At 56.6% G+C, this 26,332-nt stretch carries 26 protein-coding genes and 1 pseudogene; 13 read left to right on the top strand and 14 right to left on the bottom strand.

The genetic code is table 11. From position 1 onward, the window contains the following. Positions 1 to 139: 139 nt before the first annotated feature. Positions 140 to 2,419: pseudogene (gene opgB / locus ACQE32_RS19210) on the top strand (phosphatidylglycerol--membrane-oligosaccharide glycerophosphotransferase); the annotation flags it as partial. Here opgB and ACQE32_RS19205 read toward each other — a convergent pair. Next, positions 2,406 to 3,476, bottom strand: coding sequence for a LacI family DNA-binding transcriptional regulator (locus ACQE32_RS19205; protein WP_426975165.1), 1,071 nt, complete (start codon positions 3,474 to 3,476; stop codon positions 2,406 to 2,408). The pseudogene opgB and the gene ACQE32_RS19205 overlap by 14 nt on opposite strands. A 201-nt stretch (positions 3,477 to 3,677) precedes the next feature. Between ACQE32_RS19205 and ACQE32_RS19200 the strand changes: the two genes are divergently transcribed. The 5 genes from ACQE32_RS19200 (at position 3,678) to ACQE32_RS19180 (ending at position 8,408) form a co-directional block, all read left to right on the top strand. Continuing rightward, entirely contained in the window at positions 3,678 to 4,496 is an 819-nt protein-coding gene (locus tag ACQE32_RS19200; protein ID WP_427022268.1) for an ABC transporter substrate-binding protein, read from the top strand. Positions 4,497 to 4,575: 79 nt separating this feature from the next. Further along, positions 4,576 to 5,406 carry an amino acid ABC transporter permease gene (locus tag ACQE32_RS19195; protein WP_426982294.1) on the top strand — a complete coding sequence of 277 codons (831 nt, stop codon included), beginning with the start codon at positions 4,576 to 4,578 and terminating at the stop codon, positions 5,404 to 5,406. Continuing rightward, a complete protein-coding gene (locus ACQE32_RS19190) occupies positions 5,396 to 6,169 on the top strand; it encodes an amino acid ABC transporter ATP-binding protein (RefSeq protein ID WP_250651712.1) in 774 nt (257 codons plus the stop codon). The genes ACQE32_RS19195 and ACQE32_RS19190 overlap by 11 nt, the downstream gene beginning before the upstream one ends. Then, positions 6,169 to 7,239, top strand: coding sequence for a Gfo/Idh/MocA family protein (locus ACQE32_RS19185; protein ID WP_426982296.1), 1,071 nt, complete (start codon positions 6,169 to 6,171; stop codon positions 7,237 to 7,239). The genes ACQE32_RS19190 and ACQE32_RS19185 overlap by 1 nt, the downstream gene beginning before the upstream one ends. A gap of 41 nt (positions 7,240 to 7,280) precedes the next feature. Then, positions 7,281 to 8,408 carry an NAD(P)/FAD-dependent oxidoreductase gene (locus tag ACQE32_RS19180; RefSeq protein WP_427022267.1) on the top strand — a complete coding sequence of 376 codons (1,128 nt, stop codon included), beginning with the start codon at positions 7,281 to 7,283 and terminating at the stop codon, positions 8,406 to 8,408. 389 nt (positions 8,409 to 8,797) lie between these two features. On the opposite strand, the gene ACQE32_RS19175 is transcribed toward ACQE32_RS19180, so the two are convergent. The 11 genes from ACQE32_RS19175 to ACQE32_RS19125 all read right to left on the bottom strand — a co-directional run bounded on the left by ACQE32_RS19175 (position 8,798) and on the right by ACQE32_RS19125 (position 18,946). Continuing rightward, positions 8,798 to 9,295: an RcnB family protein gene (locus ACQE32_RS19175; RefSeq protein ID WP_427022266.1), complete on the bottom strand. Its 498-nt coding sequence runs from the start codon at positions 9,293 to 9,295 to the stop codon at positions 8,798 to 8,800. 294 nt (positions 9,296 to 9,589) lie between these two features. Then, entirely contained in the window at positions 9,590 to 9,928 is a 339-nt protein-coding gene (locus tag ACQE32_RS19170; RefSeq protein ID WP_427022265.1) for a DUF1493 family protein, read from the bottom strand. Next, a complete protein-coding gene (locus tag ACQE32_RS19165; protein WP_427022264.1) occupies positions 9,922 to 10,380 on the bottom strand; it encodes an STM2901 family protein in 459 nt (152 codons plus the stop codon). The genes ACQE32_RS19170 and ACQE32_RS19165 overlap by 7 nt, the downstream gene beginning before the upstream one ends. 232 nt (positions 10,381 to 10,612) lie before the next feature. Next, on the bottom strand, positions 10,613 to 11,380 hold the full coding sequence (locus ACQE32_RS19160) for a class I SAM-dependent methyltransferase (RefSeq protein WP_427022263.1): 768 nt from the start codon (positions 11,378 to 11,380) through the stop codon (positions 10,613 to 10,615). Positions 11,381 to 11,481: 101 nt separating this feature from the next. After that, positions 11,482 to 12,492, bottom strand: coding sequence for an SIS domain-containing protein (locus tag ACQE32_RS19155; protein ID WP_426975175.1), 1,011 nt, complete (start codon positions 12,490 to 12,492; stop codon positions 11,482 to 11,484). Positions 12,493 to 12,510: 18 nt separating this feature from the next. Beyond that, the gene (locus ACQE32_RS19150) at positions 12,511 to 13,572 is read right to left on the bottom strand and encodes an SIS domain-containing protein (RefSeq protein ID WP_427022262.1); all 1,062 of its coding nucleotides are present in this window, start codon (positions 13,570 to 13,572) and stop codon (positions 12,511 to 12,513) included. A gap of 10 nt (positions 13,573 to 13,582) precedes the next feature. Then, positions 13,583 to 14,410: a PTS system mannose/fructose/sorbose family transporter subunit IID gene (locus ACQE32_RS19145; protein ID WP_426975196.1), complete on the bottom strand. Its 828-nt coding sequence runs from the start codon at positions 14,408 to 14,410 to the stop codon at positions 13,583 to 13,585. Next, positions 14,400 to 15,176: a PTS mannose/fructose/sorbose/N-acetylgalactosamine transporter subunit IIC gene (locus ACQE32_RS19140; protein ID WP_085068153.1), complete on the bottom strand. Its 777-nt coding sequence runs from the start codon at positions 15,174 to 15,176 to the stop codon at positions 14,400 to 14,402. Before ACQE32_RS19140 ends, ACQE32_RS19145 begins: the two co-directional genes overlap by 11 nt. A gap of 14 nt (positions 15,177 to 15,190) precedes the next feature. Beyond that, complete coding sequence (locus ACQE32_RS19135) at positions 15,191 to 15,661, bottom strand: PTS sugar transporter subunit IIB (RefSeq protein ID WP_250651703.1); 471 nt, start codon at positions 15,659 to 15,661, stop codon at positions 15,191 to 15,193. A 15-nt stretch (positions 15,662 to 15,676) separates the two neighbouring features. Then, entirely contained in the window at positions 15,677 to 16,099 is a 423-nt protein-coding gene (locus tag ACQE32_RS19130; RefSeq protein WP_426975177.1) for a PTS sugar transporter subunit IIA, read from the bottom strand. Positions 16,100 to 16,189: 90 nt separating this feature from the next. Beyond that, entirely contained in the window at positions 16,190 to 18,946 is a 2,757-nt protein-coding gene (locus ACQE32_RS19125; protein ID WP_427022288.1) for a sigma 54-interacting transcriptional regulator, read from the bottom strand. Between the two features lie 202 nt (positions 18,947 to 19,148). Here ACQE32_RS19125 and ACQE32_RS19120 point away from each other — a divergent pair, with 202 nt between their 5' ends. Further along, a complete protein-coding gene (locus tag ACQE32_RS19120) occupies positions 19,149 to 20,156 on the top strand; it encodes a lytic transglycosylase domain-containing protein (protein ID WP_427022261.1) in 1,008 nt (335 codons plus the stop codon). A 53-nt stretch (positions 20,157 to 20,209) separates the two neighbouring features. On the opposite strand, the gene ACQE32_RS19115 is transcribed toward ACQE32_RS19120, so the two are convergent. Together ACQE32_RS19115 and ACQE32_RS19110 are read right to left on the bottom strand one after the other, a co-directional pair. After that, entirely contained in the window at positions 20,210 to 21,322 is a 1,113-nt protein-coding gene (locus tag ACQE32_RS19115; RefSeq protein WP_426975179.1) for a hypothetical protein, read from the bottom strand. Beyond that, positions 21,322 to 22,131 carry a hypothetical protein gene (locus tag ACQE32_RS19110; protein WP_426975180.1) on the bottom strand — a complete coding sequence of 270 codons (810 nt, stop codon included), beginning with the start codon at positions 22,129 to 22,131 and terminating at the stop codon, positions 21,322 to 21,324. Before ACQE32_RS19110 ends, ACQE32_RS19115 begins: the two co-directional genes overlap by 1 nt. Before the next feature lie 466 nt (positions 22,132 to 22,597). Here ACQE32_RS19110 and ACQE32_RS19105 point away from each other — a divergent pair, with 466 nt between their 5' ends. The 6 genes from ACQE32_RS19105 (at position 22,598) to sctL (ending at position 26,316) form a co-directional block, all read left to right on the top strand. Beyond that, positions 22,598 to 23,590 carry a sigma 54-interacting transcriptional regulator gene (locus ACQE32_RS19105; RefSeq protein WP_426975181.1) on the top strand — a complete coding sequence of 331 codons (993 nt, stop codon included), beginning with the start codon at positions 22,598 to 22,600 and terminating at the stop codon, positions 23,588 to 23,590. Between the two features lie 140 nt (positions 23,591 to 23,730). Next, positions 23,731 to 23,970: a hypothetical protein gene (locus ACQE32_RS19100; protein WP_426975182.1), complete on the top strand. Its 240-nt coding sequence runs from the start codon at positions 23,731 to 23,733 to the stop codon at positions 23,968 to 23,970. 67 nt (positions 23,971 to 24,037) lie between these two features. Then, positions 24,038 to 24,403 (top strand): EscI/YscI/HrpB family type III secretion system inner rod protein, encoded by a 366-nt coding sequence (locus ACQE32_RS19095; RefSeq protein WP_426975183.1) that lies wholly within the window; start codon positions 24,038 to 24,040, stop codon positions 24,401 to 24,403. A gap of 5 nt (positions 24,404 to 24,408) precedes the next feature. Next, positions 24,409 to 25,185, top strand: a complete 777-nt coding sequence (gene sctJ / locus ACQE32_RS19090; RefSeq protein WP_426975184.1) for a type III secretion system inner membrane ring lipoprotein SctJ — start codon at positions 24,409 to 24,411, stop codon at positions 25,183 to 25,185. Next, positions 25,182 to 25,730, top strand: a complete 549-nt coding sequence (locus tag ACQE32_RS19085) for a hypothetical protein (protein ID WP_427022260.1) — start codon at positions 25,182 to 25,184, stop codon at positions 25,728 to 25,730. Before sctJ ends, ACQE32_RS19085 begins: the two co-directional genes overlap by 4 nt. After that, positions 25,717 to 26,316 carry a type III secretion system stator protein SctL gene (gene sctL, locus ACQE32_RS19080; protein ID WP_426975186.1) on the top strand — a complete coding sequence of 200 codons (600 nt, stop codon included), beginning with the start codon at positions 25,717 to 25,719 and terminating at the stop codon, positions 26,314 to 26,316. The genes ACQE32_RS19085 and sctL overlap by 14 nt, the downstream gene beginning before the upstream one ends. The last annotated feature ends 16 nt before the right edge of the window (positions 26,317 to 26,332 follow it).

Below are 26,332 nucleotides of genomic sequence, written 5' to 3'. Positions count from 1 at the left end.
GCTCCGCCCGACAGTTGTGACTTCTCGTATTGCAGGGATATGACAGTCAGGATAGATTGAAAAAATTCTGTGATATCCCTGATAAAAAAAGCGAGCCTGGCGCCACTCATGTCGCCCGTTTCCGCATGAGGAAATCCCGTTGTCTGAACTCTTTTCAGTCATTTTATTTGTGGCATCCATTGCCATTTATGCTTACAAAGCCGGACGAAACACTTTTTGGTACCTTTCCCTGCTGCTGGTGCTGGGATTGTTTATCATTCTCAACGCCACGCTCTACGCCAGCAACTATTTTACCGGCGAAGGGATTAACGATGCGGTGCTCTATACCTTAACCAACAGCCTGACCGGCGCGGGGGTCAGTAAATATGTGCTGCCCGGCATCGGGCTGATACTGGCGCTGTTTCTGGTGTTCTGTCTGCTCTCCTGGCTACTGCGGCGGCGCGGCGATCGCCCGCACCATTTCGGCTACAGCCTGCTGGCGTTGCTGCTGGCGCTTGCCTCGATTAAAACCACGCCCGCTTTTCAGCAGGTCGCCGACCTGTTCGTCTCGCAGACACCTGGCGACGAATCTGACTTTGCGCAGTGGTATCACGAACCGCAGAAGCAGATCGCTAACCCCAAATTCAACCTGGTTTATATCTATGGTGAAAGCCTGGAGCGCACTTATTTTAACGAGCAGGCATTTCCTCAGCTGGCGCCGGAGCTAAGCCGCCTCAGAAAGCAGCAGGCGCTGGATTTCGCGCAAACCGAGCAGCTGCCGGGCACCGAATATACCATTGCCGGTATGGTGGCTTCGCAGTGCGGCATTCCGCTGTTCGCGCCCTTTGAAGGCAACGCCTCCGCCTCGCTTTCCAGCTTTTTCCCACAGAATACTTGCCTTGGCGATATTTTAAAAAATTCCGGCTATCAAACCTGGTTTATCCAGGGCGCGGATCTGCGCTTTGCCGGAAAAGATACTTTCCTGAAATCGCACGGCATCGATCATCTCTATGGCTTACAGGAGCTAAAAGATCGGGTTGCGGACCCCGCCTATCGCAACAACTGGGGCTTTTATGACGATACGGTGATGGATGAGGTATGGCAAAAGTTCGAACAGCTGTCGCAGCAGAAACAGCGGTTTGCACTCTTTACCCTGACGGTAGATACCCATCATCCTGACGGCTTTATTTCCCGTAGCTGCCAGCATAAAAGCTACAGCTATGAAGGTAAGCCCAACCAGTCTTTCAGCGCCGTGGCCTGTAGTCAGGAGCATGTTGCCCGGCTAATTGAGCGCATTCTGGCATCGCCGTGGGCCAAAAATACCCTGATTGTGGTCTCCTCCGATCACTTGGCGATGAACAACACCGCGTGGAAATACCTTAACGCCCATCAGCGCGATAATCTGTTTATGGTTATTCGCGGCGATCGCGCACAGCCGCAGCTGTTGAGCATGAAACGCAGTTCGCTGGATAACGGCGCAACGGTGCTGGATCTGCTGGGCGGCGATAAGGCCATTGCCCTGGGACGCAGTTCGCTGTCGGATCGCTCGCTGTCGGAGCAGTTTGAGATGAAGAAAAAAGTGCTGGAATGGAAGCCGGATGTGATCCAGCTGTGGGGCTTTCCAAAACGTATCGAGCGCTTTCGCGTGGACCAGCAGAAAAACAGCATCAGCTTCTCCGGCGCGCACTTTAGCCTGCCGCTGCTGCTGAAAATCGGTAAAGACAAAGTTGAGCCGCTGCCGGAAGGCGAATATGCCGCGCCGCTGCGCTACCAGCTGGCTGACTTCGCCGCCGAAGATAAATTTGTCTGGGTGGATCGCTGCTTTAAGATGGCACGCCTGTGGCAGCCTGCGCTGGCCATATCCACCGACCTTTGCGTGGCGCAGGGGCAACTGGGTGCGCAGCCGCAGGTTCAGCATATTGATAAGGCGAACTATGAAAGCACGGTCAATATCCCTCAACGGCCGCTGGATAAGCAGCGCTGGCAGCAGAACGTTGCCGCGCTAAAAGTCGCCGACAACGATATTCGCTATCAGGCCGACAGCTTTAAATTCGACGTGCCGGGCGCGCCGCTGGCGGTGAAAGCGTTTAGCGGCATCTCCCGTCCTGAAAGCTGGGGGCGCTGGTCCAACGCCAACCTCGCGCCGGAGGTGACAATTGAGTACGCCCGGCCGCTGCCGCCAAGTTTTGATCTGGTGATCCGGGCAAAAGCGTTTGGACCTAATGCCCGACATCCGATCCCGGTTCGTATAGGCGATCAGCAGCAGATGCTAACGCTGGGCCATGAAGTCAGCACGGTAACGCTGCGCTTCAATAATCCTGCAGGCAGCCGCCAGCTGGTGATCGCCCCGCCGGAGCCGGAGCTTTCTAATGAAGGCAACATTATCGGGCAGGACCCACGCAAACTGGGGATCGGTTTGGTCAACATCAAAGTGGTGCCGGTCCGGTCGAACCCCGACGCAGATAGCGCGTCTCAAACTGCGGCATCGGACCAGGCTCTTCGCCACGGATCTGCGCAATAATCCGTCGTGCCGCCTCGCAGCCCATCTCATAGACGGGCTGCGCGATCACCGACAGCGGCGGCGAAACGATCTCCGTCCAGGGGAAATTATCGTACATTACAAACGACAGATCCTGTGGAATGCGCAGGCCGCGCAGATGGAACTCACGTAGCAGCGCCTGAGCAATCAGGCTGTCGGAAGCGATCACCGCCGTGGGTGGCGCGGCGTCATCAAACAGCTCGCTGACGATACGCGCAACAGCCGCATCATCCAGCGCATTGGGTTTGATCAGCGCCGGAATAAAAGGCACCGCCGCCACGCTGAAGGCGCGCTCCATCCCGGCGATACGCTGGGCAACCGGCGTCAGCCCCATATCTTCCGGTCGGCGATAAGGTTCGCTGGAATTCATACTGGTGACGTAGGCGATGCGTCGATGCCCGGCCTCCAGCAGCTCCTGCGTTGCCTGCTGCGCTGAGCGGGTAAAATCGACGCCGATCACTTCAACATCCAGATCGTAAACCGCCCGATCAAACAGCGTGAGCGCCCGCCCTTCCGTCAGCACCTGAGTTAAATGCGCATTATCGCTGGCGGCTGAGCTGCTGGGGGCGACGATAATCCCATCCACCCGCTTTTCCAGCATAACGCGGACTGCCTCCTGCTCAATGCTCACCTGCTCATCGCTGTTGCTGAGGATAACGTGGTAGCCCGCCTGGCGCGCTACGTCCGAGATGCCGCGTAGCGCCAGGCCGAAATGCGGGTTTTCAATATCGCCCACTATCACGCCCAGCGTATTAGAGCGCCCGGTATTCATGCTGCGCGCCAGCTCATTGGGGCGATACCCCAGCCGCTCAGCCGCTGCCAGCACCCGCGTCATTACCTCGTCGCTGACCGCGCCGTAACCGCCCAGCGCCCTTGCCGCCTGCGCTTTTGATACCCTTGCCTCACGCGCTACATCGGCAGCGGTAGGCGCTTTCATTCGCATCATTTTACTTGTCATAATTAATTCGAATCACAGGTTGAAGGATCGATCGTTGACGGCTCTGAAAGGCTGTGCTTAATATCACTGTAACTGATTTGAGACCGGTCTCACAAGCGGACTTCTCACTAATCAGCACCTGCATTGAGACCGGACTCATACTAATTAAACGTCCCCGGTTTCAATAGTCGTTGATGTTTAGACAACAAAAACGGACTACTTATGAAATCGCACAACATCCTGTTCAGAATGGCCGTTGCGCTCATCGCCTCGGCTTCAATCGTCACTCTCTCCATCCCGGCCAGCGCGGCGGATAATAACCCTTATGGCCTGATTGAACCGGGTCATATGCGCGTTGCCAGCCTGGGCGATGCGAAACCCTACACCTTTACCGACGCCGCAGGCAATTTTACCGGCTTTGATATTGAGTTTTTTACCAACGTCGCTCACAGGCTGGGCATAAAACAGGTCGATTTTATCGGTCAGGATTTCTCCGGCATTCTGCCTGCGGTGGCGAACGGTCAGTATGATGCGGGCGTGGCGGCGATTGGCATTACGCCGGAACGCGCCAAAACCGTGGACTTCACGACCGGCTATCTTGCCGGCTATCTGTCGGTGCTGACGCGCAGCGACACCGGTATAAAGAGTGTCGATGCGCTGGTCAAACGGCGGCTGGGCGTGGTGCAGGGTACGCTGCAGGAGAGCTATGCGATGAAGCATTTCCCGCAAACCGACCTGGTGCGTTTTCCCGATAACAATGCCGCCATCTCCTCGCTTAATAACGGCACGCTGGATGCGGTTTTCCTTGATTACGAGGCAGCCAAAAGCTACGCCGACCGCTTCAAACTGGTTCATGCGGCAGATATTCCCTCTTTTGATGCGCCTGCCGGCATCGCGATTGCTAAACAGAAACCGCAGCTAAAAGCCGCGCTGGATAAAGCGATCAAAGAGGCGATGCAGGACGGCACCTGGAAACGTCTCTATGAGAAGTGGTTCCCGGGCTCACCGATGCCGAAACAGTACCTGCCCGACGCACAATAATACCGCCTGTTTAGCGAATAGCCCGATCCACCGGGCAGGGATGTTTATATCCCGGCCCCTGAAAAAGCGAGTGCTTACTATGGACCTGTTCGAGATTCTGTCGCGTACCTTCTTCGATTTCCCCTCGATGCTGGCTGTTTTCCCCCAGCTGCTGGGAACGGGGTTAATCAATACCTTGATCATCTCTCTTGCCGCCACGGTGCTGGGCACCACTTTTGGCCTGATTCTGGCGTTAATGGCGATTTCCCCTTCGCGCTGGCTGCGTTTGCCGTCGCGCATCTATACCGATCTGTTTCGCGGCCTGCCGTCGATTTTAACCATCCTGCTGATTGGTCAAGGGCTGGCGCGCTTTAGCTATCAGCTGTTTGGCCCTACGCCCTATCCGCTCGGTATTTTCGCCCTCAGTCTGATCGCCAGCGCCTATATGGGCGAGATTTTCCGCTCCGGTATTCAGAGCGTGGAAAAAGGTCAGCTGGAAGCGTGCCGCGCGCTGGGCATGAGCTATGCGCGAGCGATGGCGCTGATCATTATCCCGCAGGGCATTCGCCGCGTGCTGCCTGCGGTGGTAAACCAGTTTATCTCCATTATCAAAGATTCTTCGCTGGTCTATCTGCTTGGGCTGATGGTGGGTCAGCGCGAACTGTTTCGCGTGGGGCAGGATGCCGCCGTGCTCACCGGCAACCTGTCGCCGCTGATGCTGGCGGGCCTGTTCTATCTGGCGATCACCGTGCCGATGACGCATCTGGTCAATGTGATCGATGAGCGCTATCGCAACGGCGGCCGCCGCGCCAGCACCCCGCAAAGCGGGCTGAAAGAAGTTGATGAAGTGCAACAGCACAGCGGAAAAGCGCTGGAGACTGGACGACCCGCCCCTCTCACCCGCCATCGGGAGCAACAGTATGCTGAATAATGCCTTAGCCGCAGATCCCCAGCAGGAAGCGGCATTTCACGGTGCCAGTCTTGAACTGCGCAACCTGACGCTGGCCTATGGTGATATCGAGGTGCTGCGCAACGTCTCGCTACAGATCCCGGCGGGCACCACCACCTGCATTATCGGTCCCTCCGGCTCAGGTAAATCCACGCTGCTGCGCGGTATCAACCGGCTGCACGAGCCGAAAGCGGGCGATGTGCTGCTTGCTGGCCGCTCGGTGCTGAAAGATAAACCGGACGCGCTGCGCCTGCGCATCGGCATGGTGTTCCAGCATTTCAACCTGTTTCCCGATCATACCGCGCTGCAAAACGTGGCGCTGGCGCCCTGGAAGATCAAAAAGCTACCGAAACAGCAGGCGATGGCAATTGCTCGTTTGCGGCTGGATGAAGTGGGGTTAACGCAGCGCGCCGATCATCGACCGCGCGATCTTTCCGGTGGCCAGCAGCAGCGTGTCGCCATTGCCCGCGCCCTGGCGATGGACCCGGAGGTAATGCTGTTCGACGAGGCGACGTCGGCGCTCGATCCTGAACTGGTGAAAGGCGTCCTTAACCTGATGGCGGACCTTTGCCAGCGCGGCATGACCATGGTGGTGGTTACCCATGAAATGGGCTTTGCCCGCAAAGTTGCCGATCAGGTGGTGTTTATGGATGAAGGCGAAATCGTGGAAACCGGCACGCCGGAAGCGATCTTTGAACATCCGCAGTCGGCGCGCCTGCGCCGCTTTTTATCAGAGGTACTGTAATGGCGTTAATACAGGGAAAAATTCGTACTGCGGTGGTGGGATTCGGCATTTCCGGTCAGGTGTTTCACGCGCCGTTGCTCGCTGCCGATGCGCATTTTGCGCTGGACGTTATCGTTACCGGCGATGCTGAACGCCGGGCGCAGGCCCGACAGCGCTATCCGCAGGCGCGGCTGGTAGCGAGCTGGGACGCGTTGTTACAGCTGATTGATGCGGGTGATGTTGAACTGGATCTGCTGGTGCTGGGCACGCCGCCGCAGGGACATCGCACACAGGCGCAAGCTGCCATTGCGCGCGGATTGCATCTGGTGATTGATAAACCTTTTGTTCCGCACAGTCGTGACGGCGAGGCGCTGCTCGCCGCCGCCCGGGCTGCCGGGACACTGCTGACGGTGTTTCAAAACCGCCGCTGGGACGGTGATTTCCTGACGGTGAAAAAGCTGCTGAGTCAGGATGCGCTGGGCGAAATCCGCATTTTTGAATCACGTTTTGAATGGTGGCGACCGCAGGGATTCGGCAACTGGCGCGACCACGCAACTATCGCAGAAGGCGGCGGCCTGCTGCTGGATCTTGGCAGCCATCTGATCGATCAGGCGTTACAGCTCTTTGGCCCGGTGGCCGACAGCTACGCCGAGCTGGCGCGCCATACGCAGCCCGCGCTTTCCGATGCCGACGAAGACAGCTTTGTGTCGCTGCTGCACGTTAACGGCGTGCGTACCCGGCTGTGGATGAACGGGCTCGCCGCGCGCCAGGGACCGCGTTTTCATCTGCTGGGCAGCCAGGCAGGCTTTAGCAAATGGGGACTGGATAATCAGGAGCCTGCGCTGGCGACCGGCATGACGCCGCTGGATGCCGCCTGGGGCCTGGAAGAGTCCAGCCGCTGGGGCACGCTGACCCGCAATAACCAGGATCGCATTATCGAGACCGAGCGCGGCGACTATCCCGCTTTCTATCGCCAGCTGGCGAATGCATTACTGGAAGGTGCTCCGCTGCCGGTAGATGCCGCAGAGTCGCTGGCGGCGCTGCGTCTGATTGAAGATTTACATACCCGTTACGCCGTCCGCACTGCCTGAAACGGACAGCCTGTTTTCTTATCTGAACAAGGAACATCGTGATGTCACTGAAAAATAATCAGAAACCTGTGGTGGTGATTGGCGGCGGCGCTATCGGCGTCTCCAGCGCGGTACATCTGCTGCGTCAGGGTGCGCAGGTAACGCTGGTTACCGACGCGGCGCTGGGATCCGGCGCATCGGGACGCTCCCTTTCCTGGCTCAATTCCGCTGGAGAACGTGCGCGTGAATATCATGCGCTGCGTATGGCGGGCATCGATCGCTATCGCACGCTGTTTGCCCACCATCCCGATCTCCCCTGGCTGCGCTTTGACGGCGGCCTTTACTGGGCTGCGGATGACGATCGCGGTACCCAGGCGCGCCACGCATATGAAAAAGCGCATGGCTACGACTCTGCGCTGGTCAGCCCGGAAAATATCGATGCTTTTACGCAGAATATTGCGCCGCAGGTGATGGCTAACAGCGCCATTTATAACGCTGGTGAGGGCTGGGTGAGCCTGCCGCATCTGATCGGCTGGCTGATGGAAGAATTTCATCAGCGAGGCGGTCAACTGATTGAGCATGCCGGAAAGGCCACGGTGAAAACCGATGCCAGCGGACGCGTCTGCGGCATCAGCACCACGCGTGCCGGTGAGCTATCAGCAGATAAAGTGCTGGTGGCCTGCGGGCCGCAAACGCCGGAGGTGGTTGCACCGCTTGGCGTCACTATTCCTGATGGCTCACCGGTCTCAATGCTGGTCACCACTGAGCCCGTTGATAAGCCGATTGAAGTGGTGATGAATACGCCACGCGCCGCTGTACGGCCCAACCCAGGCAACACGCTGGCAGTGGATCATGACTGGTATGAAGAGCATATTTCTGTTGTTGACGATGGCGAATACCGTATCCCGGAGCCGGTGGTGCAGGAGCTGCTGGATGAAGCCAGCAAACTGATCGCTGGCAAGCCTGCACTGCGCGCCAGCGGCTGGAAGATAGGCCTGAAGCCGATTCCTGGCGATGGCAATCCGGTTTTTGGCGAGCTGGAAAAGGTGCCGGGCTGCTTTGTTGCCTTTACTCACTCCGGTGCCACGCTGGCGCTGATAGCCGGTGAGTTGCTGGCGGAAGAGATGATCAGCGGCGAGCCGCATCCCATGTTTGCGACCTTCCGTGCCGAGCGTTTTGCGCAGGCTTAAAAGCGACATCAGGCCGCACCGGTAACATATTCGGCCATTTAGGCGATTGAGCCCAAAGATACGCCCTAAGGCATTCTATTGATAAAGGTTGTTTTAGGGCTGTAAGTTTTTCGGTTAAAGCAAGAAGCCCGCCGGGCTGCGGTCTGTTAACGTGCGGATAACTCGCGCTCCAGCAGATCAACAATGAACTGATTTCCTGGTATTCCCGAGTTGAAATTTCCGGCGTGAGCCGCTGCTTTTCTTAACGACACCGCCTACTACTTCTATAAGCGATATAATGTCATCTCATTTCACGCCCGCTTTTGGCGGCTCCGTCATAATGTCATTAAATAAAGGCTTAAGGTTACGGGAACAAAAAACGGCCAGCATCGCTGCTGGCCGGTAATTGATTAATGGAAGAAAATATCGCCCGATCTGGCTTTGATAATTTTGCCGTCCGCTTTGGAAATCAGCACATAGTTACCGCCCATATAGGTCCAGTGGCTGTCAGCATCCGGCGCAGGCAGGTGGCGTTTTTGCCATTCGGTAATCTCATAGGTCTTTGTCCGATACTTTTCCGGCACTACCGAACCAATAGTGTAGCGCTGCGCATCGCTAAAGAATTCGGTTACTTCATAAGGCTCTTTCGGCTGCTGCTGAGCCGTATCCGGCGTTGCGGCATCAGGCGTTGCCGGCTCCACCTGTGGTTGAGTCTGGGCAGGCTCCTGCGGCACGGCGGATGCTGGCGCATCCTGAGTTTGTCCCTGAGTCGGATCCTGCTGGGCTGGCGTTTGCGGCACGGTTTCAGCCGGAGCGGCCTGCGGCTCTCCTTCCGCATGGGTAACAGAAGTAAATGCCAGCGCGCCGATCAATGCGCCCGAAAATAAAATCTTAGTGGTGTTACGCATAGTTTCTCCTGATTTCCCTGCCCTGTTGTCGCGGGCGCTTATTCTTAGTGACAACAAATTAACCCTGGTTACGCCAGCAGGCACAACTTTTATTGTGAACTTTGTTGTCAAAGAGCGACCTTGATCCGGCTGTAAACCGCAGACTGCGGGCTGCCTGTCCGGTTGCTGAGGCGGTATTTTCAGACGCAGGATATCACTGGCTTTGAATAGTGGTTTGCTCAACGGCGGAAACAGGCAAGATATGGCAAAGCATCAGATCAAAAAAACCACTGGCTGGGCTACCTGCACGCGAAGCTAATCATACAACCAGCGACCCACCCTGGCGGATTCTGCAAACATTTTTACCGTCAATGGTTTTCTGTTTGCAATTACTGACGCCCTGAAATTACGCCCTTTGAAAACACGGGTAGTGAATGGCAGGTTTTCCCAGGGAAAGTAGTTGCGCATATCCAAAGCAGAAATATCAACACCATATTTGTTACTGTAATCACTAATCACATAAGGTAATTCATCGGCTGGCGCATAATCCTGTAACAATGTTTCCAGCTCAAGCGGAACCGTCTGGAGCTTTCGGTTAACTTGCCTGGATAATTCACCACGAAAAAATGCCAGTATCTCTGTATCACTTACCAAATTTTATCTCCTCCTCTGGCAAGATAATTATATTTTTTTATAGTCTGGAATGTAATTACAGAAACATCACTTGCGAGTATAACCCATCCGACAATCGGAATGGCTCTGCCGACAAACGTACCGATTTTATGTGTCATGAGAATTTTCAGGCGATGAGGCGGGTACCCGCCGACGACAGAAGGAAGCTCCAGTCCCCATGGAAACTGCGCATTACCAAACACTTTTCTTGCTCCACGTGATGCGAAAGATGTGCCCGGCGTGGCATTAGCAAATTTTCCACGGATCGACAAAATATTAAGGCCGGTAACAATAGAAATAATAGCGCCGAAATCCTGAACGCCGAGTTGATCCGCTACATTCTCGCAAAATATCATGAACAGCAATTCACTGGCTGAAAGATTAGATCTTCCTGCATAAAAGTAGGTTCCGTTAAGTTCTTCTGTGGTATCCATTCCCGTGCTCTCCCTGTAAACTCTCCCTTATCCAGATGCCGACTATAACGCGCCACAGCAGCCGACTCTGCTGTGATTATTTATATTTGTGGCAAATGCCAATAATCCATTGGCCGGTACAATAGCGAATATTGCAATATCCCCATCCTAACCACCCCTACCCGTCATAGCATCTGTATAAGCACAGAACGCTGGCACCGGCAGTACGGGCGAGTACGCTGCCCGCCGCGTTTCAGGCTTTGCGTGAGCAGCAGACGATATAATTCATATTATGCCGCTGCGCATGGAAATAGCGCAGCATGCCCAGAAAGCGCTGGCGGTTTTCCCGGTTCTTCAGGCCATTAAATATAATCTTCACGGTTCTTAATAGCCCTTCATCTTTCATCATGCCGCGTGGCGACATCAGCGACATTTTACCGTTATGGGTTTGCACCTGACTAAAGCCGCTCTGCAGGAACATTTGCTGCCAGCTCTCTTTGCTCATCGGACTAACGTTAGATTTCACTACCTGCTGTAGCCGGGAATCCGCGCTGGCCGGTAGCTGCCCCTGCGTTAACATAATATCGTGGGTTAACAAACAGCCGCCGGGCTTTAATACACGATAATACTCCTGCACCAGACGCTGTTTCGCCTTATTCGCATACATGGTGAGCATGGCTTCATTGATCACCATATCAAAACTGTTATCCGGGAAAGGAAGATGGTGCGCATTGGCTTCGCTGACCTGGATACGCTCGCGAAGACCAGCGGCAGCGACATTTTCACGCGCTTTGCTTAGCGCCTGCTTGTCCATATCTACGGCGTGTACATAGCAGCCAAAGCGCGAAACCAGTTCAATAGCCGTGGTGCCCATATTACAGGCGATTTCCAGTACCCGGCTCTGTTCATTTAGCCCGGCATGCGCCATCAGCCATTCGGTCGCCTCTGTGCCGCCGGGACGCAGCCGGGTTTTTCCCAGGCTGGCCAGAAAGGTATGTCCTGCTTTATTACTCTCAGACATCATTATTTCACTCAAAAAAAAGATGCATATATTATGCATCTTAGTCAGAGTGAAGTTAAGCCGAAAGCCGTGCTCACCTGCCCCAGAAAGGGCAATGGGCATTAATAATCAAACTGGCGGTAATAGCGGCGGATATTAAGATCGTGTCCGGTATATTTCTCAAAATGTGCCGCCAGGCGATCCACCAGCAGCGTGGAAGCAACGCAAGGGGCGACAATCCAGCGGAAAGCGTCATCTATTCCATTGAGGCGATAATCGCGTGGATCGATCACTACCACACAATCGCTGATTTTACGGGCAAAGGCTTCTACCCGATCGTCCAGCGTGCGGCATGTACCTTCGCCTTTTACCAGGAACAGCGGCACCTCTTTCTCCAGCAGCTCCAGCGTGCCGTGAAAGAATTCCGCCGAGCTTACCGATTTGGTGCGCTTCCACTGCATCTCTTCCAGAATACACATTGAGAAAAGGTAGACCTCGCCCCACATCTCCGCGCCGCCGATCCACATCATATAATCGCGGTCATGGTACTTACGGGCGATCTCATCGGCCTGTGGGTCAAAATCACGTTTGGCCTGCAGCAGATTTTCCGGCAGCAGCTCCAGCTGGCTGGCGAAGCGCTCATAGTCGGCAAACTCGCCGTTTAGCGCCACCAGCCGGAAAAACAGCCAGTAAAGCAGCATATATTCATATTCCACCCCATTTTTATGGCGCATCGGAATATGCCATGTAGCATTGTTGGCCAGCGGCGAATCTTGATTTTTAGTAATCGCTACCACGCGAATACCCTGTGCTTTACACCATTGCGCAATGGCGACTGATTCTTTGGTATCACCCGATTTAGAAAGCGTAATCACCACAGAATCTTTATTTAATTTCTTATTGCCCTTATTAATTAATTCCGCCGCCTGCTCGGTATATATCGGCAGCGAAGTACACTCTTTTGCAAACTCATTGATTGCCATCATGGGCGCCAGCGAGCCGCCTACCGAGGCGAAAAAAAGATTGCTGTAACCTGCCTGATGAATATTTTCCGCTACCTGTTCGGCAATTTTACGCGCAGCGATGATCTCACGAGCACTGTTCAGGTACTCGTCCTGATTAAAACCCAACATATTTTTTCTCCTGAGGAATTAAATTTTGCTTTGCAGCACCTTGTCGAAATCGTCAAATATCCGCACGCTTAAATTAATGCCTTTAAGCGTGGCAACCCGATAAGCCATTATTTGTACCGGCACGATTAATAACAGCGGTGCCAGTAAAGGATCGATGGGGAAATTCAGTCCCAGCTGACTTTCACTGCTTTCACCCTGGGCGCTGAGGGTAAAGGCCACTTTAACGTGTGGACGCATATAGTCACGCAGGGCGGCAAGGCGTGGATGCGGCGCATCTTCAATAAACAGCAGCAGATGCTCATGATTGGCTTCCAGGTAGGGGCCATGCATGTAGGCTTCCAGTTCAGAACCGCTTGATGGGCAGCGCACCGTCTCGGTGAACTTGGTTTCGAACTCCTTCGCTACGCCCACCAGCCCGCCGTAGCCGATGGCGACATAGCGCGGTGCGGCAGCCAGCACCGCCTGATGGCGCGTAATGAAATCATCGGTGCGGCGTATCACCTCCGGCAGCCGCTGCGCCATGTTACGTAGCGCGTTCAACGTCTTGTCGCGGGCACGGGCATCCAGTGTTCCCTGCGTTTCTGCGGCCAGCAGCGCGATCAACAGCAAATTCAAAACCGTGGCGCTAAAGCCCAGAGTCACAAAGCCAACCGGCTCAATGCCGCAGTTAATATCCAGCACCGCATCAGCTTCGCGCGCCAGCGGGCTGGTGCAGTCGGCGGTCAGGCAGTAAACCTTGCGGCCCGCTGCCTGCACCTTACGCTGCGCCTCCAGCGTCGAGTGGCTTTTACCGCTCTGCGACAGGGCGATTACCCAGTCGGTCGCCTCATCAAACCGCTCATAGTGGGTAAAGGGATACGGCTCCCTGATCTCTACCTGAATATTCGCCCACTGGCTGAAGGCAAAAGCGGCGCACTGCGCAGCATTCAGCGACGATCCGGTTGCCAGAATCAGCAGTCGCCGCACCGCTCCCTGCGCCAGCAATCCCGACGCCGGTGCCAGCTTTTGCGGATACTCATCTAAAATACGCGCCAGCACTTCCGGTTCGCGCTTGATACAGTCCATCATCGTGACCGACATCGCTATCTCCTCAGAACAGACCAATCCATGAACCCAGGATGCCGACCAGCGCCATCCCGCCAATAATCGCCAGCGGCTGTACCTTTTTGCCCAACAGCCAGTAGACAATGCCAAAACTCAGCAGCGGCAGCAGACAAGGCATAATGTCGTCAATAATTCCCTGCACCTGGGTTTTCGCTTCGCCCGCGCCGAAGGTCACAGGAATAGTGATATCGATCATTGAGGCGGTCATTGCGCCCACCACCATCAGACCGATAATCGAAGCGCCGTAGGTCAGGCTTTCCATCATCCCGCTTTTCTGGACGCGCTGAAGCACGCCGGTGCCCAGCACATATCCCCAGCGGGTAAACAGCCAGCGCACCAGGATATGCGGCACGTTGAAGATCAGCACAAACAGGATCGGCCCCAGGATATTGCCTTTCAGCGCCAGGCTGGTGCCGATGCCGGTGGCGATCAGCCGCAGCGTCCCCCAGAAAAAGGAGTCGCCCAGCCCGGCCAGTGGCCCCATCAGCGACGCTTTGACGTTATCGATCGACGCGCTGTCCAGCCCGTCACCGTTGCGGTTTTTCTCCTCCATCGCGGCGGTAATGCCGAGGATCAGCGTGACGATATGCGGCGTGGTGTTAAAGAAAACCAGATGGCGTTTTAGCGCGCTCACCAGATCCTCATGGCGCGTGTAGAGCTTTTTTAGCACCGGCATCATGGCGTAGACAAAGGCCAGGTTCATCTGCCGCTCATAGTTCCAGGAGAACTCCATCTGGAAAGAGCGCCAGAAGACGCGGCGCAGGTCGCGCGGCGTAATCTGCGGCTCCGCCTGTGGTTCGTTATCAGAAATCATCTTCGTCATCGTTCACTCCTTCTGCCGTTGAGGCGCGCTGAACCGGCTGCTGCGTCATATTGACCATCACCACCGCGACAATTGCGCCGAGGATGGCAATGCCGGTCACCGGGATCTTGAGATAGGCCATCAGCACAAAGCCGAGGAAAAAGTAAGGCGCGACCTTTTTGTTGATCAGCAGCCGCGCCAGCATGGCGAAGCCGAGCGCCGGGATCAGGCCGGTCGCTACGCTCAGTCCATGCTTGATAAACTCAGGGATTGCGTCGAGCAGGCTTTTTACCGCGCCGCTGCCTACCAGAAAGGAGACGGTGACAATGGTCGCCAGCATTAGCGACAGACCGAAGCCCGCCAGCAGATGCATACGCTCAATGCCGCCGGTGTTGCCTTGCTCCGCATACAGATCCGCCTTATGGCTGAGCGTGGGGATAAACAGCCCCAGATAGATATTTTTCAGCACCAGCGTCAGCGTGGCGATCGGCAGGCCGAGCAGCAGCGCCGTTTCAGTACCTGCGCCGGAGGTAATGGCGAAGGCCACGCCAAGAATGCCACCGGTTACCACATCAGGCGGAATCGAAGCGCCAACCGAGAAAGAGCCGATAAACGCCAGCTCCAGCGTCGCGCCCATGATCACGCCGGTTTGCACATCGCCCAGCACCAGGCCGGTCAACAAACCGGTGACGATGGGCCTGGAGAGCAGTGAGGTGCCTAAGGCATATTCAGACTGGGCGATAAACGCCACCAGCCCCAACAATAATGCTTCTGTCATCATCGCTCCCCGCGCTACAGCGCTTCGCTAAACAGCTGTTTGCGGTCGCCCGGCACCTGGCGGATCTCAATCTCTTTGCCCGCCTGAACCAGCGCCTCCAGCAGCGAAATTTCATCCGGCAATACATTGATCGCTTTAGAAATATTGCGGCTGCCCTCTTTGGCCTTGATTCCGCCAAGATTAATGCTGGTGATCTCCGGTACCGCCGTGGCCAGTCGCCAGGCATCGTTCACCGACTCCACCACGATAAACAGCTTATATTTGTCGGTGACGCCGCTTTTGATCGCCTCAATGGCGTCGTCAATATTTTTAATCACCAGCTTTACCGCAGGCGGCTTAGCGAGCTTGATGGTGGTTTTGCGCAACTCATCGTTGGGCACACTGTCATTGGCGATCAAAATGCAATCGGCGCCAATATATTGCGTCCAGGAAAAGGCGACCTGGCCATGCAGCAGTCGATGATCGACCCGTAAGAGCTTTATCATTGTTATCCTCCTCGCTCAGAAATCTTTATCCACGCAGCTGGCGCTGCTAATGGTGTGATTGCAGTACTGCATTCCCGCGCGGGCGTTGCTCAACGCCTCGTTTATCAGCGCTATCGCGGGCTCGTCAGGCGACGCAATCAGCATCTCAATCACCAACGGCAGGTTTAATCCGGCCAGCAGATGAAAATCGGGCCGATGCAGATAGCGAATAAATTCGTTATTCACGCTGCCGGCGAAAATATCGGTGATGACGATCAGTTCATCCTGCGGCGTAAACGCGGCCATCAGGCTATCGACCTGGCGGGTTAAATCGTCGTTTTCATCTACGTAGGCGCACAGCGCATGCAGATGCGGCTGTTCTCCGAGAATTAGCTCAACGGATTGACGGATGCCGGCGGCAAAAGAGCCGTGGCTGGCAAAAATGTAGTGACGTTTCATCCTGACCTCATCAAGCGGTTCCACGCGTTAATAAGAGCAAGCGGCGTGCCAGGAATAGTGGCGCGCCGCGTCATGCACAGAGAAGAGAGACTAAAACGCTTGATCGGACGGGATAAATTCAGTTTCGCGGTGCAGAATATCGTGGATGTAATGCAGCTCGGCGTCGGGAATTTTGACACTATAGCTGGCCTCAATGACACTAAACGCCTCGCGCAGCGCGTTAAGCTGCTGAGACGGACGCTGCGTTCCGCTGTAGCGTTGGATCGCCGCCTGACGGATCAGCCGTTCGATCAAGCAGCTGATATGTATATAAAGCGCCACCTTACGATCGTTGGTTAGCGTCAGTCCGGCAAGATGCTCATAGCGCAGCAAAAACTGCTCCACCTGATTGATCACTTTACTGGTATCAAGAATGGTCACCGACTCAATCACCCGTCGCAGCGAGAAGTTCTTCACCAGCTGGTTATTGATCTCTTCTACCTGTTCAGCGCTGGTTAGCGACCCGAACAGCGCCCTCAGCGTGGCGCTGCCTGTGCCGGAGATCAGTGACTCCAGTGAAATCCACGGCACCGGCAGATGCGGATCGATCGTGCCGACCACCGCCAACACCTCGTAGCGCGCCAGCAGCGGTTCACGCTGCGCCCGATCGGTGAGACTGCTGTAATCGCAGGCGACCATCTCAATTGCCAGCGTCTCCGGGATGCTGGCCTTCAGCAGCGCGCTCAGGTTATTGGCCGCGCCCAGGCCGGTCGCGCAGGTGGTAACGATCGCCCGTGGTTTATTCCGTACCGGCCAGATAAGCTGATGCTCAACCGGCAGGTCCTCCGCCACGTCGCTAACAATTGCTTCAGGCAGATCGCCGCGCAGAATGCGCTCGCCCACGTAAAGCGCCATACGCGTCGAGACGTTATTGATAATCGCCACTGGCGTGGTGATATGGCGATGAAAGTGTTGATAAATAGCGTTCAGCGAGCCCATATCCACCAAAATTATCAGCCCGGACGCCAGCGCGTTGCGCTCGATATAGTGCATCACTTCGCTGGCGATCGCTTCCGGCGTCACGTCCAGCGGCATATCAAAAGATTCAAACAGGTTGCTTTTCAGCAGACGGTTCGCCACGTTGGCGATGCTGCTGGCGGTGGCGTAGCCGTGTGCCAGAATTACCGCCCGCGTGACCTGTTTTTGGCTCAGCACGCCGGTTTTCTGTAACCAGAGGATCAGCAGCAGCACATCAATACGCTGTGGATGTAGATCAAGCTTATGGGTTACCGCTGCCAGCACCTCGTGACAGAAACCACAGAGCAGCGGATAGCGCTGTTCCAGGCTGTGAGAGAGCTGCCGGATCAGTTCCGCGTTAAGGCGGGCAGGCGTTTCGCTGGCGCGATGCAGCAGATAGTGGCTCAGCGCATAGATGCAGTTGCCGTTAAACTGCAGGCTGAAGCGCTTTTCCAGCTGATAAAACGCTTCACGCACCTGGCTGCTGGTCAGCAGCAGCATGGAAGATTCCTGCTGATCGCGATGGGTAAAAATAAGCTGGTCGAACAGGCTTTCAATTTCATTGCCCATGCGTTTTTCCATTTCTTCCCACGTCAGCTTTCCGCTGCGCCAGCTTTCAAACAGCGACAGCACGCCGAGCTGCGCATCCTGAATCAGCAGCCGCGCGCTATCCTGTTGACGCAGCAGCCAGGGCAGCGCAACTGTCCGATCGATCACCAGCGGCTCCGCCTGCGTCTCTTCAATGGCTGGCAATTGCGCCATCACCGTTTCCGGCAGATCGTGCAGGGTGATCTCGATCGTCTCGCGGTTCCTCTGCCGCGCCCAGGCGGATGCAACGCTATATTTCACCGCGTTTTTCATCTCCCCTACGTTGCCGCGCCAGATATGATTTCCCAGTGCGGTAATCAGCCGGGGGCTCAGCCGTAACCGCCCACCGACTTTCTGCGCCTCGCGCCAGAAAAACTGCATCATCAGCGCCTGCTTCTCCTGCGGGCTGCGGCTTGCCAGATCGGGCAGTGTCACCTGAATGGGTATACGGCGAATAAAGGTGGTTAGGAAAGTGCTGTGCACCTCCTCGGTGGTGGCGAAGATCAGCCGCGTCTGCACCCGCTGTCCCTGCGCGGTTTCACCCAGCCGGTAGATCTCCCCGCGATCGAGCCAGGTAAACAGCTTTTCCTGCCCTTCCGGATGCAGCCGGTGAACCTCATCAAGAAACAGAATGCCGCCGTGCGCCGCCTCAAACGCGCCCGCCCTGTCATTAACCGCGCCGGTAAATGCGCCCTTTACATAGCCGAACAGGTTAGCGGTCAGCAGCTCCGGATTGCTGGCATACTGGGCGCAGTTGAAGTTGATAAAGGGCGCATCGGGCACGATAACCTGCTGGCCAATGGCATACTCATGCAGCAGCTGTGCCATATAGCTTTTTCCGGTGCCGCTGTCGCCGGTAATTAGCAGCGGCAGACCGCCATCGGGATAAAACAGCGCGGTTTTTAACTGTTCGATGGGCTTTTTCAGGCTGCCGTCATGACCAATCAGCAGGGCAAAATGATCAGCCTGCGGTGCAGGCTCGCCCTCTTCCGCCAGCAGCTCGGCGACGCTGGCATATTCGTTGCGCGACAGTGGAAAGAACTGTTGCTCAAAGCTGGCTTTATGCAGAAAGCAAACCGGACGACCGTTAATTTTTATCAGCTCGCCCTGCGCCACCAGCTGGTTAAGATAGTGGCTGGCAGTATTACGCTGCATGGCAAAGCGCTGTGCCAGCCAGGCGGCGGTAAACACTTCACTGACCTGCTGCGGATCAAAAAAATCGGTCTGATTAATTAAGAAGTTCAGTAGCTTATCTTTACGCATCATGATTTCCCCGGTTTACAACACAAGGCTATGATGCCGCGAAGTCAGCCGCTGCAACCGCAACCGCGCCGGGGAATTACTGTTTTGTGGGATGCCGCACAGAGTGAAGCTCGACTTACGTATGAACTTGCATCCTGACAGGAACCAACCGCCTTATCGCGCCACTTAACAGACTGACCCCCTAAGCGATAAGGATGAACTGATGATCACACTACCTGGAGCGCTAAGCCCAACTCAAACCCTCACGCCGCCTGATCTGAACGGCCTGTCAGATAAACTGCCGTTAATGAACAATGGCGCTTTTTCGCCTTCCGGCGGCATGACCGCAATCGATTTTGGTCAAAGCGGCAATAGCGGCACCGACCTTAATGCGCTGTTTGGCCAGAATGGCGGCGCCACGCAAGAGGCGCTAAATAATGAAATTGCTCAGACGCTGACTCAGCTGATTAGCGCGCTGCTTAACTCGCTGATGCCGCTGTTACAGCAGCTCACCGGCCAGCAAAACCAGCAGCAGAGTGGGCAACCCACCTCCGGTGGTGCCGGTGGCGGCATGCCGCAAAACCTGGCTACGGGCGGCAATCCAGCACAGCCTATCGACGGTAGCAGCGCCGGACAAAACGCCCCAGCGCCAGGCGGCAATATAGCCAGCGCAGGTGGGCAGAACGGCTCGCCTGCCGGTACGGCAGCTACCAATGGCACTGGCCAGAGCGTGACACAATCAGGCGCCAGCGGGCTGCATCTGCCCGATGCGCTGAAGCCGTATGAAGGCGCGATACAGAATGCCGCAGCGAAAACCGGCGTGCCGGGCGAGGTACTGGCGGCGCAAATCTGGCAGGAGTCACGTGGCAGCCTGGGCGCCAGCACCGTTAACGGCGGCAACGGGTTACAGGACAGCGGCCTGATGCAGGTCAACAGCAATACCTTTGCCGACCTGCAGCGCAAAAATCCCGACCTGTTAGGGCCGAACGCTAACGCCAATAACCCAACGGATAACATCATGGCGGGCGCGCTCTATATGAAAGAGCAGCTCAACGCCTTTGACGGCAATATGGGCGCGGCGCTGCGGGCATATAATTCCGGTCCGCTTAACGTTAACGTGGATAATTTAAGCGATATCTCGAAAACCGGCACCGGCGACGCCACCTACGTCGATAAGGTCATGAACTTCTCCTCGATTATCAGCAGCGGCCAGGGCCAGCTGCCAGCCTGATAAAAAAAGTCCCTGCACATCGGGTGCAGGGACTTAAAACTGAGGTCCATTGCTCAGGAAAAAGGCGGTGGATCTTTTTTATTCTTATTAACATTTTCTAACACGATAGAAATGGTATCAGTCGCAGCGGTCACTGCCCAACCCACCGGACCACGCGCCGCGCTCATCGCCCCTTCCGCCAGCCCTTTCAGCCCGCCAGTAAAGACCTCGCCCAGGGTTCGCGCCTCGCCGATATTGTTAAATACCGGTGCCAGCACTGATTTCAGAATCGGGATATTGGACAGCACGCGTCCAATCTCGCCCATTCCCCACTGGAAGTTATCTTTATTGGTGCCATCCTTACGCACGTGTGTATCCTTGGTCTGCGGCAGATTGCCATCGGCTGGCAGCGCGCTCAGTCCTTTTTCCGCAATATCCTTCAGCACACCTGCCTCGGTTCCGTGACGGGCATCGCCATCTTTAGTGATCCCTTCGATTTTGCCGTTGGTATGCACATCGCCGCGATCGCCGCCTTCACGATCTTTCAGCCCTTTGACGCTATTCAACACGCAGGCCATGTTATAAGCCGCATCCGCCCGGCTTTTGGGATCCGGGTTATCAGCGGTCCAGTCGCCGAAACGCTCCTTCAGCTGATCGCGTTTGATGTCTTTCTGATTACCCAAATTTTTCAGCACCGGGTTCTCATCCAGAATCTGCTCTGCGCTGCGGTTATCACCCGGCGGACGGCCAGTCAGGTTTTCCTCCGTTGGCCTGACGCTGATGTCATGCTCGCTGGCGCGCACCTGTCCTGCGCCTGCACCGCCCTGCGTCAATAGCGGTGAGGATGCCTGCAGCTCGTCGCCAGTCGCGCCGCTCTGAGCAGTTTGCTCTGCCTGCTGGCTTCCCGCCGACGAGAACAGCGTTTGCAACAGCGCCTGCAGGCCGATAAACATCATCAACCCTTGCAGCATCCCGCCGCTTTGCTGACCGCTGCCCGCCTGTAACGCGTCGCCGGACGCTTCACCCAGCAGCGGTGAATTAGCCGCCGCCCCGCCGTAGTTCAGCACGCCGCCGGTGCTTTTCAGCGTGCCGGGCTGTGCGCCTGCGTTTTCCGCGCCGCCAGGCTGCGGGCCGGGAAGTTCCGGTAAAAGGGGGACTGCTCCCCCTCCGTTAACGTTCAAGGCCATTATTTCACCCCGTTGTTAGATCCACCGCCCAACAGTGACATAATTGCGTTCAGTCCGGTCATTTGCAGCGCCGAGTTCAGCAGGTTACTCAGCATATTGCCGCCACCGGACTGCGCGTTGGTCTGGCCGCCAGCAGACTGACCGCCAGACTGCGCGCCAGCGCTGTTACCGCCGCCCTGCTGCATGCCCATCAACTGCTGCATCATCTGCATCATCTGCTGCATCATCTGCTGTAGCTGCTGGATCATGCCGTTAACGCCGCCCTGATTACCCTGTGCCGCCGGGCTACCGCCGGACTGCGTGCCCGCCTGCTGCAATGGGTTTTGCCCGCTGTCGCCGCCTTTCAGCATCTGCTGCAAGCCAAGCAGCATCAGCAGCTGCTGTAGCATCTGCGCAATGCCGCCGCCTTTACCGGCAGAAGAAAGCAGGCCGCCGTTCTGGCCGCCCGACGGTTGAGCCGTCAGGTTTTGTCCGCCAGCCGCCCCTGTACCACCCGTTGCGCCCGCGCCGCCCAGCGCGCCAGGACCCAGCAGGCTCAGCGCGCCCGAACCGGCGTTCAGGCCGAAATCAAGCATATTGCCGCCGAGCTTGCCGCCTTTGCCATTCTTGCCATCAATGCCCTGGCCGTTGGTATTCGTACCGTTAGGGCTGTTGGTACCGTTAGTCGTGCCGTTGGTGCTGTTGGCATTGGTATTCATTCGTGGCCCGTTTGGTCCGATGTCCTGACGTCCTGCGCCGGTTACATCTGGCGGCGGCATGGTTGTTCTGCCTGCGCCACCACCACCTAAGCCACCTAATTTAAATCCCATACATCCTCCGGTTAAACGTTACGTTTATGAATGAATCGAGCATCCCAGGCCGCCCTGCGCTTACGCCGTACTGACATTTGTAACGGTATGGCAGGCTCTGGCTCACTTTGTAAGTGGCAGGGCAGAGAAAGGAGTTCCATCAAGTGCAACGAGAGATGTGGCGTAGTCCACAGACATAAAAAATTCATCTGATACCCCTGATAGCAAAGGCATCGCCACAAGCGGCACGGCGAAAGGGATTGGCGGCACGCGGTAAGGAAATCCTTACAACGCTGTTGTAAATCCCTACCAACTTATCAGCACAGACTGATAGCTGCGGCAGAACGTTATGGCAGAAAGTAAGGAAACCGAATGCTTTTGTAATTTTTTATGAACGAAATGCCATAAAAAAAACTTCACGATTACGTAAGACCGTCGACATCCCCCTACACGCAGCAAAATTTTATGTCGAGTCACTGGAGACATTATGGTTAAAGCGATTACTACCAGCACGCGCTGCCCCGCGCATGAGAGTCGGCGCACCAGCCATGCTGAGATCTCCCCTCTGCACCCTGCAACGTTGACGACCTGTAGCTTTCCGTCGACAGATATTCATGCGCATCTGCACAAGCTGGTGGATACCATTGCGCCGCTTAATGTCGATGTGCTGCTGGAAGGCGAAACCGGCACCGGCAAAGATACGCTGGCGCGGCGAATTTATGAAAGCTCCGGCTGTCGCGGCCCGCTGGTGCCGGTAAACTGCGGCGCGATCCCGGAAACTCTGGCGGAAAGCGAGCTGTTTGGCGTTGTCTCCGGCGCGTATACCGGCGCCAGCCATTCGCGTCCGGGCTATATCGAGGCCGCTAATAACGGCATTCTGTTTTTGGATGAGATCGACAGTATGCCGCTTATCGTGCAGGCCAAGCTGTTGCGTATGCTTGAGTCGCGCGCAATTGAGCGCCTGGGCAGTACCCGCTGCATTCCGCTTACGCTGCGCGTGATTGCCGCCGCCCAAACGCCGCTGGAGCAGTTGGTGGCAGAAGGGCGCTTTCGCCGCGATCTCTATTTTCGTCTGAATACCATTACGCTGGTCACGCCCACCGTGCGTTCGCGTCCTGAACTCATTATCCCGCTGTTTCGTCAGTTCACGCAGGATGCCGCCCAGCGGCTAAATCAACCGCTGCCGCCGCGCCAGCCCGGCCTGGACGAAGCGCTGCTGCTGCACAGCTGGCCGGGTAATATTCGCGAATTAAAAGCGGCGGCGGAACGCTTTGTGCTGGGTCTGCCGGTGTTGTGTCAGCAGGCGATCCCGCAGGCGGAGCCCATTATGCTGAAGGAGCGGTTGCGACGTATTGAGCGCAGCCTGATTGATGAATGTCTGCATCGTCACGGCAACCGCATTGATGAGGTGGTGCATGAGCTGGGCATTCCACGCCGCACCCTTTATCACCGTCTGAAACAGCTAAAGCTCAGCGCCTGATCCCTGCCCGCCGTCAGCCGACGGCGGTGTTTGTTTCTGTGGAAAAAAATTCTGCCTCTTTATGGAACCCGCCCGGTGCGCTCGCCACTCAATGATCGAAACCATCGCAGTACACCTTAAACCTTAACGAGGAAACAACCATGGGTATGACATCAGGTATCTCTAACATGATCACCGGCGGCGCCAGTTCATTGAGCCAAATTTCAGGCGCGCTGGGCGGTGCTGATTTTATGATGGAAATGCAGGGCGTACAGAGAGAGATGCAGCAGAACCAGGTGGCAAAGGCCAAGCTGGATGCAGAAAACCAGCGCATCAACGGTATCGCCGACAGCGCAGCCCAGGCTGGTTCAGCCGCAGCCCAGGTGAAGATCTCCTACTAAGCCGCGCGGGCGGGGAGGAGAACGCCACGCTCCTCCCTCTCTTTCCTTTAGCCGAAGAGCCGAACCGATGAAAGTCAATAATACCTCCCCTTCGCTGACCACCTCCGTGACGTTAGAAGCGGACGATGCCTCCTCGGAGGTGAATAAGTCGGATGCGCAGTGGTTCAGCGCGGCGCTGAATGCGCCTGAATCCTCCACGCCGGCGGGCGGCGCGCCCGATATTATCAGCAGCCTGACCGGTGCTATCAGCCGCAACCAACAGGCGCAGCAGAGCGCATTTCGCGATCTGGAAGTGGCTTCGCGCTCTACCAGCTCGCTGGACTTTAGCGCCGCCAACGCCGCGCTGTCGGACTATTACGTGCAGAGCCTGATGAACGCCAAAATTATCTCCAAAGGCGTGCAGAGCCTGGATAAATTAACCAACCTACAGTAAACCCTATGCGACCTTTTCTGGTAAAAGCTCTGCTGGTCGGCTCGCTTGTGCTGCTGCTGAGCGGCTGCGGCGACGATACCGTGCTGAACAGCAATCTGGCTGAAAACGATGCCAACGATATTATTGCCGAACTGAACCGCTACCATATTCCCGCCAGCAAACGCGTGGATAAGGCAGGCGTCTCGGTGCTGGTGGCGCCGGAAAATATTGAGCGCTCGGTCAATATCCTTGAAGCTGCCGGGCTGCCGCGCAAGGCACGCACGAATCTTGGCGAGGTATTCCAGAAAAGCGGCGTGATCTCCAGCCCAATGGAGGAGCGGGCGCGCTATATCTATGCGCTGTCGCAGGAAGTGGAATCCACGCTGGCGCAGATCGACGGGGTGGTGGTGGCGCGCGTCCATGTGGTTCTGCCGGAACGCATTGCGCCCGGCGAGCCGGTGCAGCCCGCCTCCGCCTCGGTGTTTATCAAATATCATGAAACGCTCGATCCCGACAGCATCGAACCGCGCATCCGTCGGCTGGTCGCCACCAGCATTCCCGGTCTGGTTGGACGCGACGATCGCGATCTGGCAATCGTTTTTGTGCCGGCCAAAGTGTATGAGGATCGGGTTGAGACCGTGAAAATGGGGCCATTTACCCTCTCTCCCGGCCAGTTTTCGCTGGTAAAAGGCGTGCTGAGCGTGGCGGGGATCCTGCTGCTGCTGCTTGTGGGCGTGATGGCGCTGCGTTCTGGTAAAAAAGGCGCACGCACGGCGGTCGCCACGCCAGGGAAATCGTCATGAATCAGCAATGGCTGGCATGGTGGCACAGCGGCTACTGGCAGACGGCACATGAAAGCTGGCGTCAGGATAGCTGGTTTGCGCTGCCGGAAGCCCGCCGTCAGGCGCTGGCACGCATGCGTGCCGGGACGATCGGTGGTCAGTGGAGCGTGCAGCCCTCGCCTGTTGCGCCGCCGCAGTTGCTGCTGCTTAGCCTGCTGGCGCTCTCCGAACCACAAAAAATCCGGCTGCTGGCGTTAGTTGAGGCGATTTGCGGCGCAGAGACCGCACTAACCGGCGAAGAAAAAATCTGGTGTCGACGGCTGTCGCGGGGAATCCGCCCGGAAAGCTGGCTGCCGGAAGCCTTGCTTTCGCGCCCCATGGCGCTGGCGCTATTACAGGCGCTTTATCCAGACTGCTGGACGCGCCTGCGCATGGCGTTTCCTCGCGAGGCGGCGCTTGCCTGTCCGGCCACGCCGCCCGACCTGCCTGCCCGACGGCTACAGCCGATCTGGGAAGCTGCGCTGTGGCGCTGCCAGTCCGGGGAGCATAACCATGTGGCAGCTTAGGCGGCTCAGCTGTTTCACGCCGCCGGAGCCGCAGCAGGCGTTGCTTAACCGTGAAGCGCTGGCGCTACAGCAGCAGGCGCAGCAAATACGCGTTGCGGCAGAGCAGGAAGCGCAAAGGCTGCTGGACGAAGCCCATCAGCAGGCGCAGCAGATCCAGCAACAGGCGCAGGCAGAGTCCGACGCGTTACTTGAAAAGCAGCAGGCGCATTTCTGGCAGCAGGCACAAATGCTGTTCGACGACTGGCACGAGCAGCGTGAAACGCAGCAGCAGCAGGTGGTGTCGTTAGCCAGCCAGCTGCTGGCACAGGCGCTGGCGCACTGCCTGGCGGAAGTGCCGTCGGAGCAACGGCTGCAGGCGCTGCTGACTCAACTGATGAATCGTTTGCCGCCAGAGACGCAGGCGACGCTGTACTGTGCTCCTTGCCGACAGGCTCCGCTGGCCGCCTGGCTGAGCGCGCGCCCCGCGCTGCGCTGGCAGCTGACGCCCGATGAAGGGCTGGAGATCGACGCGCTGCGGCTGGTGACCGCACAGGGGGAATTGCAGATCAGCTGGCAGGCGCTTTGCCAGTCGCTGAGCGGCGGATAATTTTTCAAGCCGCACG

Source organism: Pantoea sp. FN0302, from assembly GCF_050113775.1.
GTDB classification, from domain to species: domain Bacteria; phylum Pseudomonadota; class Gammaproteobacteria; order Enterobacterales; family Enterobacteriaceae; genus Mixta; species Mixta alhagi.
The sequence above is the reverse complement of the archived record's forward strand: the minus strand, read 5'-3'. Positions and strand labels throughout refer to the sequence as shown.

Coding starts and splice junctions, on each gene's coding strand:
- ACQE32_RS19095 (WP_426975183.1), top strand. CDS start 24,038: ATGAAAGTCAATAATACCTCCCCTTCGCTGACCACCTCCGTGACGTTA.
- ACQE32_RS19135 (WP_250651703.1), bottom strand. CDS start 15,661: ATGATAAAGCTCTTACGGGTCGATCATCGACTGCTGCATGGCCAGGTC.
- ACQE32_RS19145 (WP_426975196.1), bottom strand. CDS start 14,410: ATGATTTCTGATAACGAACCACAGGCGGAGCCGCAGATTACGCCGCGC.
- ACQE32_RS19105 (WP_426975181.1), top strand. CDS start 22,598: ATGGTTAAAGCGATTACTACCAGCACGCGCTGCCCCGCGCATGAGAGT.
- ACQE32_RS19115 (WP_426975179.1), bottom strand. CDS start 21,322: ATGGCCTTGAACGTTAACGGAGGGGGAGCAGTCCCCCTTTTACCGGAA.
- sctL (WP_426975186.1), top strand. CDS start 25,717: ATGTGGCAGCTTAGGCGGCTCAGCTGTTTCACGCCGCCGGAGCCGCAG.
- ACQE32_RS19155 (WP_426975175.1), bottom strand. CDS start 12,492: ATGTTGGGTTTTAATCAGGACGAGTACCTGAACAGTGCTCGTGAGATC.
- ACQE32_RS19160 (WP_427022263.1), bottom strand. CDS start 11,380: ATGTCTGAGAGTAATAAAGCAGGACATACCTTTCTGGCCAGCCTGGGA.
- sctJ (WP_426975184.1), top strand. CDS start 24,409: ATGCGACCTTTTCTGGTAAAAGCTCTGCTGGTCGGCTCGCTTGTGCTG.
- ACQE32_RS19165 (WP_427022264.1), bottom strand. CDS start 10,380: ATGGATACCACAGAAGAACTTAACGGAACCTACTTTTATGCAGGAAGA.
- ACQE32_RS19200 (WP_427022268.1), top strand. CDS start 3,678: ATGAAATCGCACAACATCCTGTTCAGAATGGCCGTTGCGCTCATCGCC.
- ACQE32_RS19140 (WP_085068153.1), bottom strand. CDS start 15,176: ATGACAGAAGCATTATTGTTGGGGCTGGTGGCGTTTATCGCCCAGTCT.
- ACQE32_RS19130 (WP_426975177.1), bottom strand. CDS start 16,099: ATGAAACGTCACTACATTTTTGCCAGCCACGGCTCTTTTGCCGCCGGC.
- ACQE32_RS19205 (WP_426975165.1), bottom strand. CDS start 3,476: ATGACAAGTAAAATGATGCGAATGAAAGCGCCTACCGCTGCCGATGTA.
- ACQE32_RS19180 (WP_427022267.1), top strand. CDS start 7,281: ATGTCACTGAAAAATAATCAGAAACCTGTGGTGGTGATTGGCGGCGGC.
- ACQE32_RS19190 (WP_250651712.1), top strand. CDS start 5,396: ATGCTGAATAATGCCTTAGCCGCAGATCCCCAGCAGGAAGCGGCATTT.
- ACQE32_RS19110 (WP_426975180.1), bottom strand. CDS start 22,131: ATGGGATTTAAATTAGGTGGCTTAGGTGGTGGTGGCGCAGGCAGAACA.
- ACQE32_RS19120 (WP_427022261.1), top strand. CDS start 19,149: ATGATCACACTACCTGGAGCGCTAAGCCCAACTCAAACCCTCACGCCG.
- ACQE32_RS19175 (WP_427022266.1), bottom strand. CDS start 9,295: ATGCGTAACACCACTAAGATTTTATTTTCGGGCGCATTGATCGGCGCG.
- ACQE32_RS19100 (WP_426975182.1), top strand. CDS start 23,731: ATGGGTATGACATCAGGTATCTCTAACATGATCACCGGCGGCGCCAGT.
- ACQE32_RS19125 (WP_427022288.1), bottom strand. CDS start 18,946: ATGCGTAAAGATAAGCTACTGAACTTCTTAATTAATCAGACCGATTTT.
- ACQE32_RS19195 (WP_426982294.1), top strand. CDS start 4,576: ATGGACCTGTTCGAGATTCTGTCGCGTACCTTCTTCGATTTCCCCTCG.
- ACQE32_RS19185 (WP_426982296.1), top strand. CDS start 6,169: ATGGCGTTAATACAGGGAAAAATTCGTACTGCGGTGGTGGGATTCGGC.
- ACQE32_RS19150 (WP_427022262.1), bottom strand. CDS start 13,572: ATGTCGGTCACGATGATGGACTGTATCAAGCGCGAACCGGAAGTGCTG.
- ACQE32_RS19085 (WP_427022260.1), top strand. CDS start 25,182: ATGAATCAGCAATGGCTGGCATGGTGGCACAGCGGCTACTGGCAGACG.